Origin of the sequence: Acinetobacter sp. YH12070 (assembly GCF_013419625.1) — a bacterium.
Taxonomy (GTDB): domain Bacteria; phylum Pseudomonadota; class Gammaproteobacteria; order Pseudomonadales; family Moraxellaceae; genus Acinetobacter; species Acinetobacter amyesii.
This window is the reverse complement of sequence record NZ_VOZT01000042.1, coordinates 16,642-30,607: the sequence shown is the minus strand read 5'-3', so window position 1 is coordinate 30,607 and position 13,966 is coordinate 16,642. Positions and strand designations below refer to the sequence as shown.

Sequence of the window (13,966 nt, the reverse complement as noted above, 5' to 3'; positions counted from 1 at the left end):
TCAACCATCAAATAGAAAGTTGACCATGAGATGCCTGTGTATCGCTTGAACTGAGGATCAGAAAGCTTGTTTGAATCGATGTATTTCATCCGCAGATTATGCACGAATGCTAAGAAATCCGGAGTGCTAATATTAACCAAAAAGAAGATCGTTTTTTGATTTATGAAAGAGATCTACAGTTACCGAATTTATTTTAAATAGTCATATCAGATGGTGTGTGATTTGGGGCACAATATGCGCGTTAATTAACAGAACAAAGGAAATATTCGTGAAAAAATTAGTTGCTATTCTAGCACCATTAGCGCTTGTTCTTTCTGCATGTGCTGCGACTGGTACAACAGGTACAAGTACCTCTACAGGTACAACTTCAGCAAACAGCTTGGCAATGATGGCGGTTAAAGTGGGTGTTCAAGCGAAATGCGTGACTGAGCTAAATAACAACAGCTACTGGAAAACTGGTTCAAAACTATTAACAGAAACTCAAAAATCTGAACTACAAACTGAAGTGTGTTCATGTGTAGGCGAGAAAGCGACAACTAGCGTGACTGCAACGGATTTGGTTGTAGCAGCAATGGATAAAACTTCACAAGCAAATCTTGCGGCTAAAATCGTGACAAATACTTTAAATGCTTGCGTGATTGAAACATTTAAAAACTAAGATTTAGAACATTTTATACGACCCAGACATTGGTATAGCTGAGTATCAGCAAATCCAAATGAAGGGTCGTATTTTATTTTGAGTGAGAGATATATGAAAATTGCTGGTGCAGATGAAGCGGGTCGCGGTCCATTGGTGGGTTCGGTTGTTGCGGCAGCTGTCATTTTAGATCCAAATAACCCGATTGAAGGTTTAAACGATTCTAAAAAACTCACTGAAAAAAAACGTGAAAAGTTATTTATTGAGATTCAAGAAAAAGCCTTGGCTTGGGCAATTGCTGAAAGTTCTGCACAAGAAATTGATGAGATCAATATTTTGCAAGCATCGTTACTTGCGATGCGTCGTGCAGTGGAAAAACTCAATGTACAGCCAGAACACGTGTTGGTCGATGGTAATAAAGTCCCAACCGGTTTAGCAATGAGCTGTGATGCAATCGTGGGCGGTGATGCGATTCATCCAGAGATTTCGGCTGCGAGTATTTTGGCAAAAGTGACTCGAGACCACGAAATGGTTGAGCTAGATGCAAAATATCCACAGTATGGTTTTGCAAAACACAAGGGCTATCCAACCAAAGCACACTTTGAAGCAATTGCGCAGTATGGGGTGATTGATGAACATCGCCGCAGTTTTGGCCCCGTACGTAAAGTTCTAGAAGGGCAGTAATTAAGCTCAGTTGAACTTATATAGTAAACGCATGTTCTAGATAAATTTAAAGCGGCCTAATGAGCCGCTTTATCATTTAACAACTTAAATCTTAGCGATTATAGTTGTTTTGTGAATAATCAGTTTCTTCAAAAGATGGCTGATATTCTTGATCAATGTTTTGGAGATGTTCGTGCATTGCGCGTTCATGTTGAATTCGTTGGTAAATTTCTTCACGATGAACAGATACTTCTTTTGGAGCATTCACGCCAATACGAACCTGATTACCTTTAACACCAAGTACAGTCACGCTAACTTGGTCTCCAATCATTAATGTTTCTCCGACACGACGAGTCAGAATCAGCATGTTTCTCTCCTTGCAAAATGCAAAACCTGCAAATGATCTGTTATGTAAAATTCATAACTTGTAAAAGCAAAAAAATTTAGCAGTGCATCTGAAACAATCATTGTGACAGTCGCAAACTGAGTAAATTTTAAAATCCTCAGGTTTAATATAACAGAGCCACTATAAAAAAAACTATAGTGGCTCTGAATTTTTACGATGTTTTTCAAAATCTGTCTAACAATGACAAATTTTGACACACAGCAAGGTTAATTAAGCACGTGCGCTTGATTCACCTGTTTCACGGTCTAGACCGAATGCAGTGTGTAGAGCACGTACAGCAAGCTCTAAGTATTTCTCATCGATAATCACTGAAATTTTGATTTCAGAAGTCGAGATCATCAAAATGTTAATGCCTTCTTTTGCAAGAGCAGTAAACATTTTGCTTGCTACGCCAGCGTGTGAACGCATACCAACACCAACGATCGATACTTTAACGATGTCTGCGCGAGTTGCAACTTCACGTGCACCAATTTCTTGTGCAGTCGCTTCAAGAATGGCTTTCGCTTTTGGTAATTCACCGCGGTTAACTGTAAATGTGAAATCAGTTGTGCCGTCTTCTTCAACGTTTTGGATAATCATATCCACTTCAACATTGGCATCACCAATTGGTGAAAGGATGTTTGAAGCAATACCCGGTTTATCCGGTACACCAAGAATAGTTAATTTAGCTTCATCACGGTTGAACGCGATACCTGAGATGATTGGTTGTTCCATGTTGTCTTCCGCTTCAGTGGTGATTAGTGTCCCGACGTTTTGTTTAAAGTTTTCGTCGAATGCGCCATCATCGTCATTATCAAAACTTGATAATACGCGTAAAGGCACTTGGTATTTACCTGCAAATTCTACAGAGCGAATTTGAAGGACTTTAGAACCAAGTGATGCCATTTCAAGCATTTCTTCAAAAGAAATACGATCAACTTTTTTCGCTTTTGGAGCGACACGAGGGTCAGTGGTGTAAACACCATCAACGTCTGTGTAAATCTGACATTCGTCAGCTTTAAGTGCAGCAGCCAATGCAACACCCGAAGTGTCAGAACCACCACGACCTAGAGTCGTTGTGTTACCTTCGGCATCAAAGCCTTGGAAACCTGCCACAACAATGACACGTCCAGCGTCAAGGTTTGAAGTCAATACATCCGTATCAATCGCTTCAATACGCGCCTTGGTAAATGCGCTGTCGGTTTTAATACCAACTTGACGACCTGTAAGTGATTTAGCTTCAACACCAATAGAGTTAAGTGCCATTGCTAACATAGAAATCGTTACCTGTTCACCCGTAGACACCATTTGGTCTAATTCGCGTGGATCAGGTGTTTCGGTAATGGCTTTCGCTAAAGCAAGTAGACGATTGGTTTCGCCACTCATTGCAGATACAACAACCACAACTTTGTGACCGTGATCATGCCAACGCTTTACACGACGAGCAACATTTAAAATGCGCTCTGGAGTACCCATTGAGGTACCGCCATATTTTTGAACGATTAATGCCATAACTATCCTTACCAAGTAAATAAGTCTAAAGACTTAAAGCACTTACACATATTTTAAGACCGCACTTCGGCGCGATTTTAATATACCACGTAGCTCATGAACTCCAAGTTAGGAGGAGTTCAAATAGATACTTTGTGTCTGCAGGGGATTCACATGAACCCAGCCTTTTAGACTCCATTTTCATCATTTAGCCAGAGGTTGAATATTGGTTTCAACATGATGATTGAGTTTGCGCTTTCACGCATCAACAGTGTTTAAGCAGGATCCAGCATTAAAAAACACACTGCTTAAACCTGTTGATTTGCTCAAAGGAGGTGAGTCACTTTGAGCTATAGGACTTTTGGTCTTATTTTGCAGCTAACCATGCAACGAGGTCAGTCATTACTGCTTCAAGTTTGTCGCTATAAGGCGCACCACCTTGAGCCATATCAGGTTTACCACCACCTTTACCACCAAGCTCTTGACCAAGGTGTTTGATGATGTCACCTGCTTTTACAGCAGCAGTGTATTCTTTAGCAACCGAAGCAATCAGGCTCACTTTGTCGGCATCAACCGCTGCGATCACGATCACAGCATTGTCTAACTTAGATTTCACACCATCGTGCAAGTTGCGAAGTGATTTCGCATCTACACCTTGAACGGTAGTGATTAATGTTTTGCGGCCAGCAATCTCTTGAACTTGACTCAATAACTCAGCGGCTTGGAAGCTTGCTAATTTTTGGTTCAATTGTTCAATTTGTTTTTGCAGGCTAGACGCAGTGTGAGATAAAGCTTCAACTTTTTCTAAAGTTTGATCTTTTTGCGCTTTCAGCAAGTCATTAATTGCATGAATGTCACGATCAGCTTTTTGCGCAGCTTCAACAGCTTTAGTGCCTGTAACGGCTTCAATACGGCGTACGCCTGCAGCAACACCGCCTTCAGAAGTGATCTTGAATAGGCCGATGTCGCCTGTGCGTTTTACGTGAATACCACCACAAAGCTCGATAGAGAAATTTTTCTCATCTTTGGTTGTACCCATTGAAAGTACACGTACTTCGTCACCGTATTTCTCACCGAACAACATCATCGCGCCTTTTTCTTTAGCAGCATCGATGTCTAAAAGTTCAGTTGAAACAGCCGTATTGGCAATCACTTCGGCATTGACAATGCGTTCAATTTCTTGAAGCTGTTCAAATGAAACAGGTTGATCATTGGCAAAGTCAAAACGTAAAAGTTCGCTGGCAACCAATGAACCTTTTTGCTGTACATGCGTACCCAAAACTTGGCGCAGCGCTGCATGCAACAGGTGAGTCGCAGAGTGGTTGCGTGAAGTTGCTTCACGGATATCCGCCTTAACAATCGCTTCAACCGCTTGAGCCGCTTTTAAGTTACCCATGGTCACGATGCCTTGGTGTACAAAAGCGCCGCCAGATTTTTTGGTGTCTTGAACTTCAAAAATACCAGTTTCGTTTTTGAAGATACCTGTATCGCCAACTTGACCGCCGCTTTCTGCATAGAACGGAGTTTGGTTTAGAACGATCAGCGCTTCATCGCCTTCAAAAACTTCATCAACTTGTTCGCCGTCTTTGTAGATTGCAACAATTTGACCTTGGCCTTGAGTTGCGTCATAGCCGTCAAATTGAGTCTCGCCTTCAACTTTCACAATTGAGTTGTAGTCGACAGCAAATTTACCAGCATCACGCGCACGTTGACGCTGAGCTGCCATTTCAACTTCGAAACCAGCTTCATCAATGGTGAGATCACGTTCACGTGCAATGTCTGCTGTAAGGTCAGTCGGGAAGCCGTAAGTATCGTAAAGTTTAAATACTGTTTCGCCCGGAATCACTGAACCTTTAAGTTGAGCCAATTCACCTTCAAGCAATTTCAAACCTTGCTCTAAAGTTTTTGCAAATTGTTCTTCTTCTTTTAAAAGCTGAGCTTCGATACGTGCTTTTTGTGCTTCCAGTTCAGGATATGCAGCACCCATCACGTTAATTAACGGTTGAAGCATTTTGTGGAAAAATGAACCTGTCGCACCCAATTTGTTACCGTGACGCACTGCGCGGCGGATAATACGACGTAGTACATAACCACGGCCTTCGTTTGAAGGGTTAACACCGTCTGCAATCAAGAAGCAGCATGAACGTGCATGGTCAGCAACAACTTTAAGTGAAGCAGGGTATTCAACAGGTTTGTTTTCTGCTTGCGCTTTTGCTTCAAGTTCAGTGGTATCTAAACCAATGATTTCTGCGGCATCTTTCAATAGGTTTTGGAATAGGTCAATTTCGTAGTTTGAGTTTACATGCTGTAAAACAGCAGAAATACGCTCAAGGCCCATACCTGTATCTACAGACGGCGCTGGAAGTTCATGCAGAACACCATCAGCAGTACGGTTGAACTGCATGAATACGTTGTTCCAAATTTCGATGAAACGGTCGCCATCTTCTTCAGGAGTGCCTGGTAAGCCGCCCCAGATATGATCGCCATGGTCAAAGAAAATTTCAGAACATGGACCGCAAGGACCTGTATCGCCCATTGCCCAGAAGTTATCTGAAGCGTATTTTTCGCCTTTGTTGTCACCAATACGGATAATGCGTGAAGCGTCTAGACCAATTTCTTTGTTCCAGATATCAAATGCTTCGTCATCTGTATGGTAAACAGTGGCATAAAGTTTATCTTTTGGCAGACCTAACCATTTTTCGTTGGTTAAGAAATCCCAAGCAAATGTGATGGCATCACGTTTGAAGTAGTCACCAAATGAGAAGTTACCCAACATTTCAAAGAATGTGTGGTGACGTGCTGTATAACCAACGTTGTCTAAGTCGTTGTGTTTACCGCCGGCACGGACACATTTTTGTGAAGAAGTTGCACGAACGTAGTCACGTTTTTCAAGACCAAGGAAGCAGTCTTTAAACTGGTTCATACCAGCATTTGTGAACAATAGTGTTGGGTCGTTGGCAGGTACCAGAGAACTCGACGCGACACGTGTATGCCCTTGCGATTCAAAGTAGCTTAAAAAAGCTTCGCGAATTTCAGCTGATGTCATAAAACGAGTACTCACAACCAAGTCTCTCCTAATTTCGATTTGGTAATAGCCTATCAAGCAAGTCTTACAAAATTTTAAAGCTGGCTTGAGATGCTGACATAAAATTTAAAAACGCTAAATTATAACGGAAAAAGGTGTAGCGACCAATGATTTTCAATGAACTATATGACTTTTTATATAATTCATTTGAATTGATTCATTTTCATTATGGTTGTGAAAATTTTGGCAGTTTTTACTCAATGGTACTTTGGTTTATTTATAAATTTAAGATGAAATTTTACTTAAATCCTAAACGCATTTTCAAATTTTAAAGGCGTGAATTAATCAGCTTATAAGTCAGGATCTGTCTTTTTTATGTGTTGAATGGGGTATTCCTTGCCATTAAATTTGAGCTGATAACGACCTTGGTCATGTTCAGCGGACGCTTTGCAGTTTTTGTGATTGTAATGGCTGCTAATGCTCGACTCTTTGATTAAGAAAATAGGGAAGCCCTTATGGGTTTGATTGCTGATGTGTAAGGTGCGCTTCAATTCTTCAGTATTCCAGTCATCACAAGCACTTTGTGTACTGCTGTTGTAGTTGGTCATTAGTCCATTTAAGACAGCTAAAATTTTTGAATCAGTTTGAATGGCATAAAGGTAAAGCAATCGTCTTGATGAATGAATACCGCCTATGTGCGATTGTTTTAAAGCAATACCCACCAAGTCCTGATCTTTTGCATAGGGAGTGAGATCAAATTGAACATTATCTAAACGTGTCGTAGGCACAATGCCTTTAGGTGACTTAAATACTTTTAGTACTTGAAATGTGCCTTTATCTATAAGATAAAGCTTTAGATCATAATTGCCCGCATTGTCCTGAATCACGTCAGTCGCATTACTAGAAAGGGCTAATAATCGACGACTATGCTGAAGTTGAATGCAGTCCTGAAATACAGGTTCATTGGCATTGGAGGAATTATCGTCTGAGAATAGGCGTTGTAATTTTTGTATCTCCGCTGATGAACAGTGTTGATATATTTGCGCTGTAGTCTCGGTTGAACCTAATAAAAATATCAAAAATATTGAGATGGAAGCGTAAAAGAGCTTTGTAGGTTTAAGCTTTTGCCAGAACAAATAAAATGGTTGTAGTGTTTGCTTCATCATTGTGATTTATAGTCTATAGAATATTTTTCTTCATTATAAAGTCGAAAAGCTATTTTGAATATTTTCACTCAACACCCATTTTAATAAGTATTAAGAGAATTAATGATTACGAATTATTGTTGAAATCCTTTAATATATAAGCGCTTTATAACTGTTTCAAAATGAAGGGTAAGTCATGCAGCGAGTGGCAATTAATGGATTTGGTCGAATCGGACGCAATGTATTACGCGCTTGGTTTGAAAATCCAAAGGAATTTCACTATGAAATTGTTGCCATAAATGATGTCGCTGATGTGGAAACCATGGTGCATTTGTTTAAATACGACACCACGCATGGTCGTTTTGCAGGCCAAGTCGACATTCTTGAACAAGATGGCGCTATTTTTCTAGACATCTCTTGTGCCCAAGCACATCTCAAAGTGCAAGTTTTAAATGAAGCACAGCCGAGTCTTTTGCCTTGGCAACACCTGAATGTCGATGTGGTACTCGAATGTACAGGTTTATTTCGATCAAGAGAGGCAGCCACACAGCATATTGGTGCAGGTGCCAAACGTGTGATTATTGGTGCTGCGCCGTTTGACAGTGTTGATGCTGCGATTGTGTATGGTGTTAATCATCATGAAGTCAAAGCGACGGATCAAATTATTTCGAGTGTGTCGTGTACCACGCAGGCTTTGGTGCCTTTAGTCAAAATTATTGATGATGCCTTTGGTATAGACACAGCACTCATGACAGAAATTCATGCTGTGACTGCGGATCAGTCTGTATTGGATCATGCACATCGTGACTTACGTCGTGCGCGAGCTTCAGGTCAAAATATTATTCCAACGACCTCTTCAGCTCTGGGTGCGTTGAAACGGGTCATGCCGAAAATGGAAGATCGAATCGATGGCTATTCGATTCGTGTGCCGACTATCAATGTTGCTGCAATCGATTTAAGTTTTGTGTCTCAATCAGTTATCACCAAGCATGAGTTAAATGCAGTGTTAAGCAAAGCTGCACGTTTTGATTATCATGAAATTATGTCAGTAACCGATGAGCCCTTGGTCTCAAGTGATTTTAATCATTCACCTTATTCATTGATTGTCGATTTGAATCAAACCATGGTGGTAGGAAAGCAAGCAAAAGTTTTCGCATGGTATGACAATGAATGGGGCTATGCGAACCGCTTGCTCGATTTATGTGAAAGTTTTCACTCTTTATAAAAATTCAAACTTATCCAATATAGAAAACATCTACTAGCTTGTAGGTGTTTTTTTATTTTTTAAAATTAGATGAAAAATCATGCGTAATGACGTTGATGTATCTCGAAAATATTGAAAAACTTTAAAAAATATTCAAGCACAGCCGATTTATTGTTTAAGATGAAAGTCAAAGAAATATATAAAGAGTATTGAGCATGATGTTGATGTTACTTTGGGGATTTATTTTATTATTGGCGCTGGCGGTTATTTTTTTAATTTGGCTACAGTTTAATCGTGACGTATCGCAATCTACCGCGCATGAAACCTTGCCACTCGAGGAAAAAGTGGTGCATCTAGAAGCCAACCTGAAAAAGACCTTGGAAATTATGCAAGACCTTGCAAAGAAAATGCATATCCAGCAAGAAGTTTTAGATCAGACCACTCACAAATTACAGCAAGTTGAATTGCAAAATGCAGAGTTGGTGAACCTTTTGGCAAAAGTGATCAAGACAGACCAAAGCTAATCAAAAAAATACAAAAGACTGCCCACACCTCGATATCTGCATGAAGCATGTGATCTCAAGGTATGGGTATTTTTTATCCAATAAGATGATTCCTAATATTCATCATCATTGGGTTTAAATCGTAGTTCTTTCGTTATTCAAAACATGATCGCGTATTACTTAGTTAAATCCAAATTTGTCTTAATACTGCTGCTGAAAGCATGCTAATCACAACGGTAGGCAATAATGAAAAACGTGATGCTGCAAATAGGGTAATGGCTATCGCAATCAGATCGGCAGGATTATCTTTGACAAAATAGGGTGCAATCACTGATATCAACACACAGCCGGGGACAACTTCCATAATTTGACGTTGTTTGTTGGTGAGGCTACGTTTTTTCAGTAACACATACCCCAAGATGCGGGTCAGGTAAGTGGTTAAGGCTATAAATAGAATCGCGATCAGGGTGCTAGTGTGGATCATGCATCATCTCCAATTAGGAAAAATGCAGAAGCAATGCCAGTAACTGCGCCAATCGGAACATACCAGCCCGCAGGGAGATACAAGTAAGCCAAAGATGCGGCAATCAAACTGACCAGCCATGGACGCGCCGCTTTAAAGCCTTTCCACATGCCACGCAGTAAAACAAGAAATACAGCAGGGAAGGCCATATCAAAACCAAGTCGACTAATATCGCCAAATATCGGCCCGATCATTGCCCCTAGCGTGGTAAAGCCAACCCACATCAAATATAGAGCACAGCATAAGCCTGCATAGAACATCAAACTAAAGGCGCGCTGAATTCCCAAAGCATTAGATTTTTTTTGCGCATCAGCCAAACCCACAGCCCAACTTTCATCGCACATAAAAAATAAAGCGGTATAAACCTTACGATTCGGTAGATGTCGTAAATACGGGACAAGGCTCGCCCCTATTAATAGGTGCCGACTATTCACTAAAAACGTAATAAACATCAGCATGAGAATATTAGGGGGATTGGTCCAAACTTCCAAAATGGCAAATTCAGAACCACCGGCAAAGTTAAGGCCAGTCAAAAGCGGAACTTCTAAACTAGAAAAGCCTTTATGTGTTGCCTGAGCACCCAAAACTAATGCAAAAGGAATAATGCCCAGCAGCATTGGAATAGATGTTTTTAGACCTCGTTTAAACTCAATAGAATGCTGTGAGTGGGTGTGATTGAGTGTACTTTGTCTAAACATCAACATGACGTTTTCCATGAAGCGAGATCGAAAGCAATATTTTATGGATATCTGAGCAGCATTTGGCAGCTATTTTATGGAAGATTGCTTTTATTGTGCAATAAAATTGCTAAAATAAAGATTATTGTGAAATTTAGTGCCTTTATTGATGGATCAGATAGATAAACGCATTTTGCAAGCATTACAGCAAAATGGAAAACTACAAAATAATGAATTGGCCCAACTAGTTGGTTTATCACCTTCGCCGTGTTTGAGACGGGTTAGGCAACTAGAAGATGAAGGCTATATTGAGAAATATGTGGCTTTACTGAATCAGTCAAAAATGAATTTAAGTTTAACGGTATTTGCGCGGATTTGGCTAAAAGGTCAAGATGCAAAAACCGTGAATGATTTTGTCGCAGCGATTCAAACGATGCCTGAGGTGGTTGAATGTCAACTCATGGCAGGGGATTGTGACTTTTTCTTACGTATCGTCGTGGCAGATTTAGAAGCCTATCGAAAGTTTCAGATTCATCATTTAACGCAGATTGCCAGTGTGCAAAATGTAAAAACAGAGATACCGTTACAGGCCGTTAAACAAACTACAGCGCTTCCATTGGATTGATGTTCGTGTCTTAAATGAAGTTATTGAGCCTGATCATATTTTATAACTTTGTTTAAAACTTCATCTATAGAAAGTAGGACGCTTATTATTTTTTATCAAATGGTTAAAAAATAACGTTCATAGGATTTTAAAATAGAAGCATAAACATGGATTTAGTTGTAAAAGTTAAAGCTGTGGATGAAGTAATGAATGCTGAAGCATCTTTTATGAAAAAGTCGTGTGCAAGCGTAAAACTATCGTGCTAAACTAGGAGAAATCGGGTGTGCTCCCGATTTTTTTATGCGGATTTGTTCCGCGCTGACAAGAATTTAGGTTTACAACATGCCCATTTCAGAGACATGGTTATTACCTGATGGTGTAGCTGATGTACTGCCAGAACAGGCGCAAGTGATTGAATCTTTGCGTCGTGAAGCATTAGATTTCCTCGCATCTAGAGGTTATCAGTTGGTGTACACGCCATTCATTGAATACATCGAATCTCTATCTTCTCTTTCAGAATCGAATCAAGATTTAGACTTAGCCACTTTTAAAGTTATCGACCAACTTTCAGGTCGTTTGCTTGGTGTGCGTGCCGATATGACACCACAAGTGGCTCGTATTGATGCGCATGTACATCCTGTCGAAGGTGTAGCTCGTTATTGCTACGCTGGTACAGTACTACATACTAAGCCACAGGGTTTTAATACCACACGTGCACCTTTACAGTTAGGTGCAGAATTATTTGGTTCAGACAGCATTGATGCTGACGTTGAACTGATTGATGTCATGATCAACTTGCTTGCTAAAGCAGGTCATGCAGATGGTATCCATCTTGATTTAGGGCATGTCGGTTTATTCCGCAGCATGGTGAAACAAGCTGGCTTGAGCAAAGCAGTTGAACGTCAGTTATCTGACTTGTATCAACGTAAAGCGCTACCTGAACTTGCTGAATTCACACAAAAGCTTCCATTCGGTCAAGATTTTTATACCTTAGGTCGTTTTGCAAGTGATTTAGATGCGTTACAAGCAAATTTAAGTGCTGAAGTTTTAAATAACGAAGCATTTAAACTTGCATTTGATGCAGTGAAATCGACACAAGCCGCAATTCAGGTGCGTTGGCCAGAACTACATATTGGTATCGATGTGGTTGAACTTCGTTCATATCACTATCACACTGGTTTAATGTATGCCGTATATGCACCAAACCGTGCTGCGCCATTGGCTCAAGGCGGTCGCTATGACGGTATTGGTGAACACTTCGGCCGTGCGCGTCCAGCAACAGGTTTCTCTTGTGACTTATATGCATTAACTGCTGGTCAAGTTCAGAAAAGCCAAGTTTTGGTTGCACCAAAAGGCATCGAAGCAGATTTATTAAAGGCAATTGAGGCAGCACGTACCGAAGGATTCAGTGTTGTTCAATTGTTAGGTAATGATGATTTAAGCTCAGCACCTTATGCAACGCACCAGTTGGTGAATGCAAATGGCGAGTGGACAATCAAACAAATTTAATCGCGAACGTGCCTGCGGGCATACACGTTTTTTCCAATTTTAACAGCATGATGCAATGAGGCTATTATGGGCAAGAATGTTGTGGTACTTGGTACCCAATGGGGCGACGAAGGTAAAGGTAAGATCGTCGACCTGCTCACAGATCAAGCGGCTGCGGTAGTTCGCTATCAAGGCGGACACAACGCAGGTCATACACTTGTGGTTGGTGGTAAGAAAACTGTTTTACACCTCATTCCATCTGGTATTTTACGTGACAACGTATTGTGCTTAATTGGTAATGGTGTTGTTTTATCACCTGAAGCTTTAATCCACGAAATGGAAGTTTTAGAAAAAGAAGGCGTGCCTGTACGTGAACGTCTACGTATTTCTCCAAACTGCCCATTGATCCTTCCACACCATATCGCCCTTGACCAAGCACGTGAGAAAAAACGTGGCAATGCGAAAATTGGTACTACAGGTCGTGGTATCGGTCCTGCATACGAAGACAAAGTGGCTCGTCGTGCAATCCGTGTTGCTGACTTGGTTCGTGGTGGTGCTCATCTTAAAGCTCAACTTGAAGAGCTTCTTGAATACCATAACTTCCAATTGACTCAATTCTTCGGTGTTGAAGCCGTTAAAGTTGAAGATGTGATCGCTCTATGTGACGAATGGCGTAAAGTCATCGAACCTATGGTGATGGACGTTACTGGCGAACTTCATGCTTACCGTAAAGCGGGTAAGAAAATCATGTTTGAAGGCGCGCAAGGTTCACTTCTTGACGTTGACCACGGTACATATCCGTATGTGACTTCTTCAAATACAACTGCTGGTGGCGTAAGCTCAGGTTCAGGTCTTGGTCCATTACACCTTGACTATGTATTGGGTATTACTAAAGCGTACACAACTCGTGTAGGTGCTGGTCCGTTCCCAACTGAACTTGTTTATGATGCTGCTAACGATGTTGGTGATGCAATCGGTAAACACTTAGGTACAGTTGGTTCAGAATTTGGTGCGTCTACTGGCCGTCAACGCCGTTGTGGTTGGTTTGATGCTGAAATTCTACGCCGTTCTGTAGAAGTGAACTCACTTTCAGGTATTTGCTTAACTAAACTTGATGTTCTTGATGGTTTAGAAGAAGTGAAAATCTGTGTAGGTTACGAAGCAGCTGATTCAGGTTGTGTAGGTTCTTCTGATGCGCTTGCATTTGAAACTTTAAAACCAATCTACGAAACTATGCCAGGTTGGTCTGAGTCTACTTTCGGTGCGAAATCACTAGGTCAATTGCCACAAAATGCAATTAACTACGTGAAACGTTTAGAGCAATTGATTGAATGTCCAATCGACATCATTTCAACTGGTCCAGACCGTGATGAAACAATCGTATTACGTCATCCATTCGACGCATAATGTGCTGTTGAATTAAGATGTCAAAAGCCTCGCGAAAGCGGGGCTTTTTTTATATAGCGAAGAATAAAACTTCAAAAAACGACATGTATTATAAACTGAGAATACTTAGTAACATCCGAAGTGCCATTTGATTCAAATAAAAGAATGATACGCGGTAAGGTCATCCGCAAGTGTTTGAGACAGGACAACTTTTAATTAAAAATGTTATTGCAAT

General features: G+C 40.7%; 13 protein-coding genes. 7 read left to right on the top strand and 6 right to left on the bottom strand.

The genetic code is table 11. The annotated features are described in order from the left end of the window. Positions 1-268 precede the first annotated feature (268 nt). Positions 269-658: a hypothetical protein gene (locus tag FTU17_RS12545; RefSeq protein ID WP_180003980.1), complete on the top strand. Its 390-nt coding sequence runs from the start codon at positions 269-271 to the stop codon at positions 656-658. 93 nt (positions 659-751) lie between these two features. Beyond that, positions 752-1,321 (top strand): ribonuclease HII, encoded by a 570-nt coding sequence (rnhB, locus tag FTU17_RS12540; RefSeq protein ID WP_168379347.1) that lies wholly within the window; start codon positions 752-754, stop codon positions 1,319-1,321. 91 nt (positions 1,322-1,412) lie between these two features. Here rnhB and csrA read toward each other — a convergent pair whose 3' ends face one another. From csrA to FTU17_RS12520, 4 genes are all read right to left on the bottom strand, one after another. Continuing rightward, the gene (gene csrA / locus FTU17_RS12535) at positions 1,413-1,667 is read right to left on the bottom strand and encodes a carbon storage regulator CsrA (protein WP_078189080.1); all 255 of its coding nucleotides are present in this window, start codon (positions 1,665-1,667) and stop codon (positions 1,413-1,415) included. A 249-nt stretch (positions 1,668-1,916) separates the two neighbouring features. Next, positions 1,917-3,197: an aspartate kinase gene (locus FTU17_RS12530; RefSeq protein WP_078189079.1), complete on the bottom strand. Its 1,281-nt coding sequence runs from the start codon at positions 3,195-3,197 to the stop codon at positions 1,917-1,919. A gap of 346 nt (positions 3,198-3,543) precedes the next feature. Beyond that, complete coding sequence (alaS, locus tag FTU17_RS12525; protein WP_180135608.1) at positions 3,544-6,237, bottom strand: alanine--tRNA ligase; 2,694 nt, start codon at positions 6,235-6,237, stop codon at positions 3,544-3,546. A 314-nt stretch (positions 6,238-6,551) separates the two neighbouring features. Further along, complete coding sequence (locus FTU17_RS12520; protein ID WP_180027215.1) at positions 6,552-7,280, bottom strand: hypothetical protein; 729 nt, start codon at positions 7,278-7,280, stop codon at positions 6,552-6,554. Between the two features lie 262 nt (positions 7,281-7,542). On the opposite strand from FTU17_RS12520, the gene FTU17_RS12515 reads away from it, so the two are divergent. After that, the gene (locus FTU17_RS12515; protein WP_180135607.1) at positions 7,543-8,571 is read left to right on the top strand and encodes a type I glyceraldehyde-3-phosphate dehydrogenase; all 1,029 of its coding nucleotides are present in this window, start codon (positions 7,543-7,545) and stop codon (positions 8,569-8,571) included. 200 nt (positions 8,572-8,771) lie between these two features. Next, complete coding sequence (locus FTU17_RS12510; RefSeq protein ID WP_078194432.1) at positions 8,772-9,074, top strand: hypothetical protein; 303 nt, start codon at positions 8,772-8,774, stop codon at positions 9,072-9,074. Positions 9,075-9,237: 163 nt separating this feature from the next. On the opposite strand, the gene FTU17_RS12505 is transcribed toward FTU17_RS12510, so the two are convergent. Both FTU17_RS12505 and FTU17_RS12500 read right to left on the bottom strand, forming a co-directional pair. Then, the gene (locus tag FTU17_RS12505) at positions 9,238-9,537 is read right to left on the bottom strand and encodes an AzlD family protein (RefSeq protein ID WP_180135606.1); all 300 of its coding nucleotides are present in this window, start codon (positions 9,535-9,537) and stop codon (positions 9,238-9,240) included. Beyond that, entirely contained in the window at positions 9,534-10,280 is a 747-nt protein-coding gene (locus tag FTU17_RS12500) for an AzlC family ABC transporter permease (protein ID WP_180135605.1), read from the bottom strand. Before FTU17_RS12500 ends, FTU17_RS12505 begins: the two co-directional genes overlap by 4 nt. A 142-nt stretch (positions 10,281-10,422) precedes the next feature. Between FTU17_RS12500 and FTU17_RS12495 the strand changes: the two genes are divergently transcribed. The 3 genes from FTU17_RS12495 (at position 10,423) to FTU17_RS12485 (ending at position 13,752) form a co-directional block, all read left to right on the top strand. After that, positions 10,423-10,878 (top strand): Lrp/AsnC family transcriptional regulator, encoded by a 456-nt coding sequence (locus tag FTU17_RS12495; RefSeq protein WP_180020870.1) that lies wholly within the window; start codon positions 10,423-10,425, stop codon positions 10,876-10,878. A gap of 321 nt (positions 10,879-11,199) precedes the next feature. Further along, a complete protein-coding gene (locus tag FTU17_RS12490; protein ID WP_180135604.1) occupies positions 11,200-12,366 on the top strand; it encodes an ATP phosphoribosyltransferase regulatory subunit in 1,167 nt (388 codons plus the stop codon). Between the two features lie 66 nt (positions 12,367-12,432). Further along, a complete protein-coding gene (locus FTU17_RS12485) occupies positions 12,433-13,752 on the top strand; it encodes an adenylosuccinate synthase (protein WP_180135603.1) in 1,320 nt (439 codons plus the stop codon). The last annotated feature ends 214 nt before the right edge of the window (positions 13,753-13,966 follow it).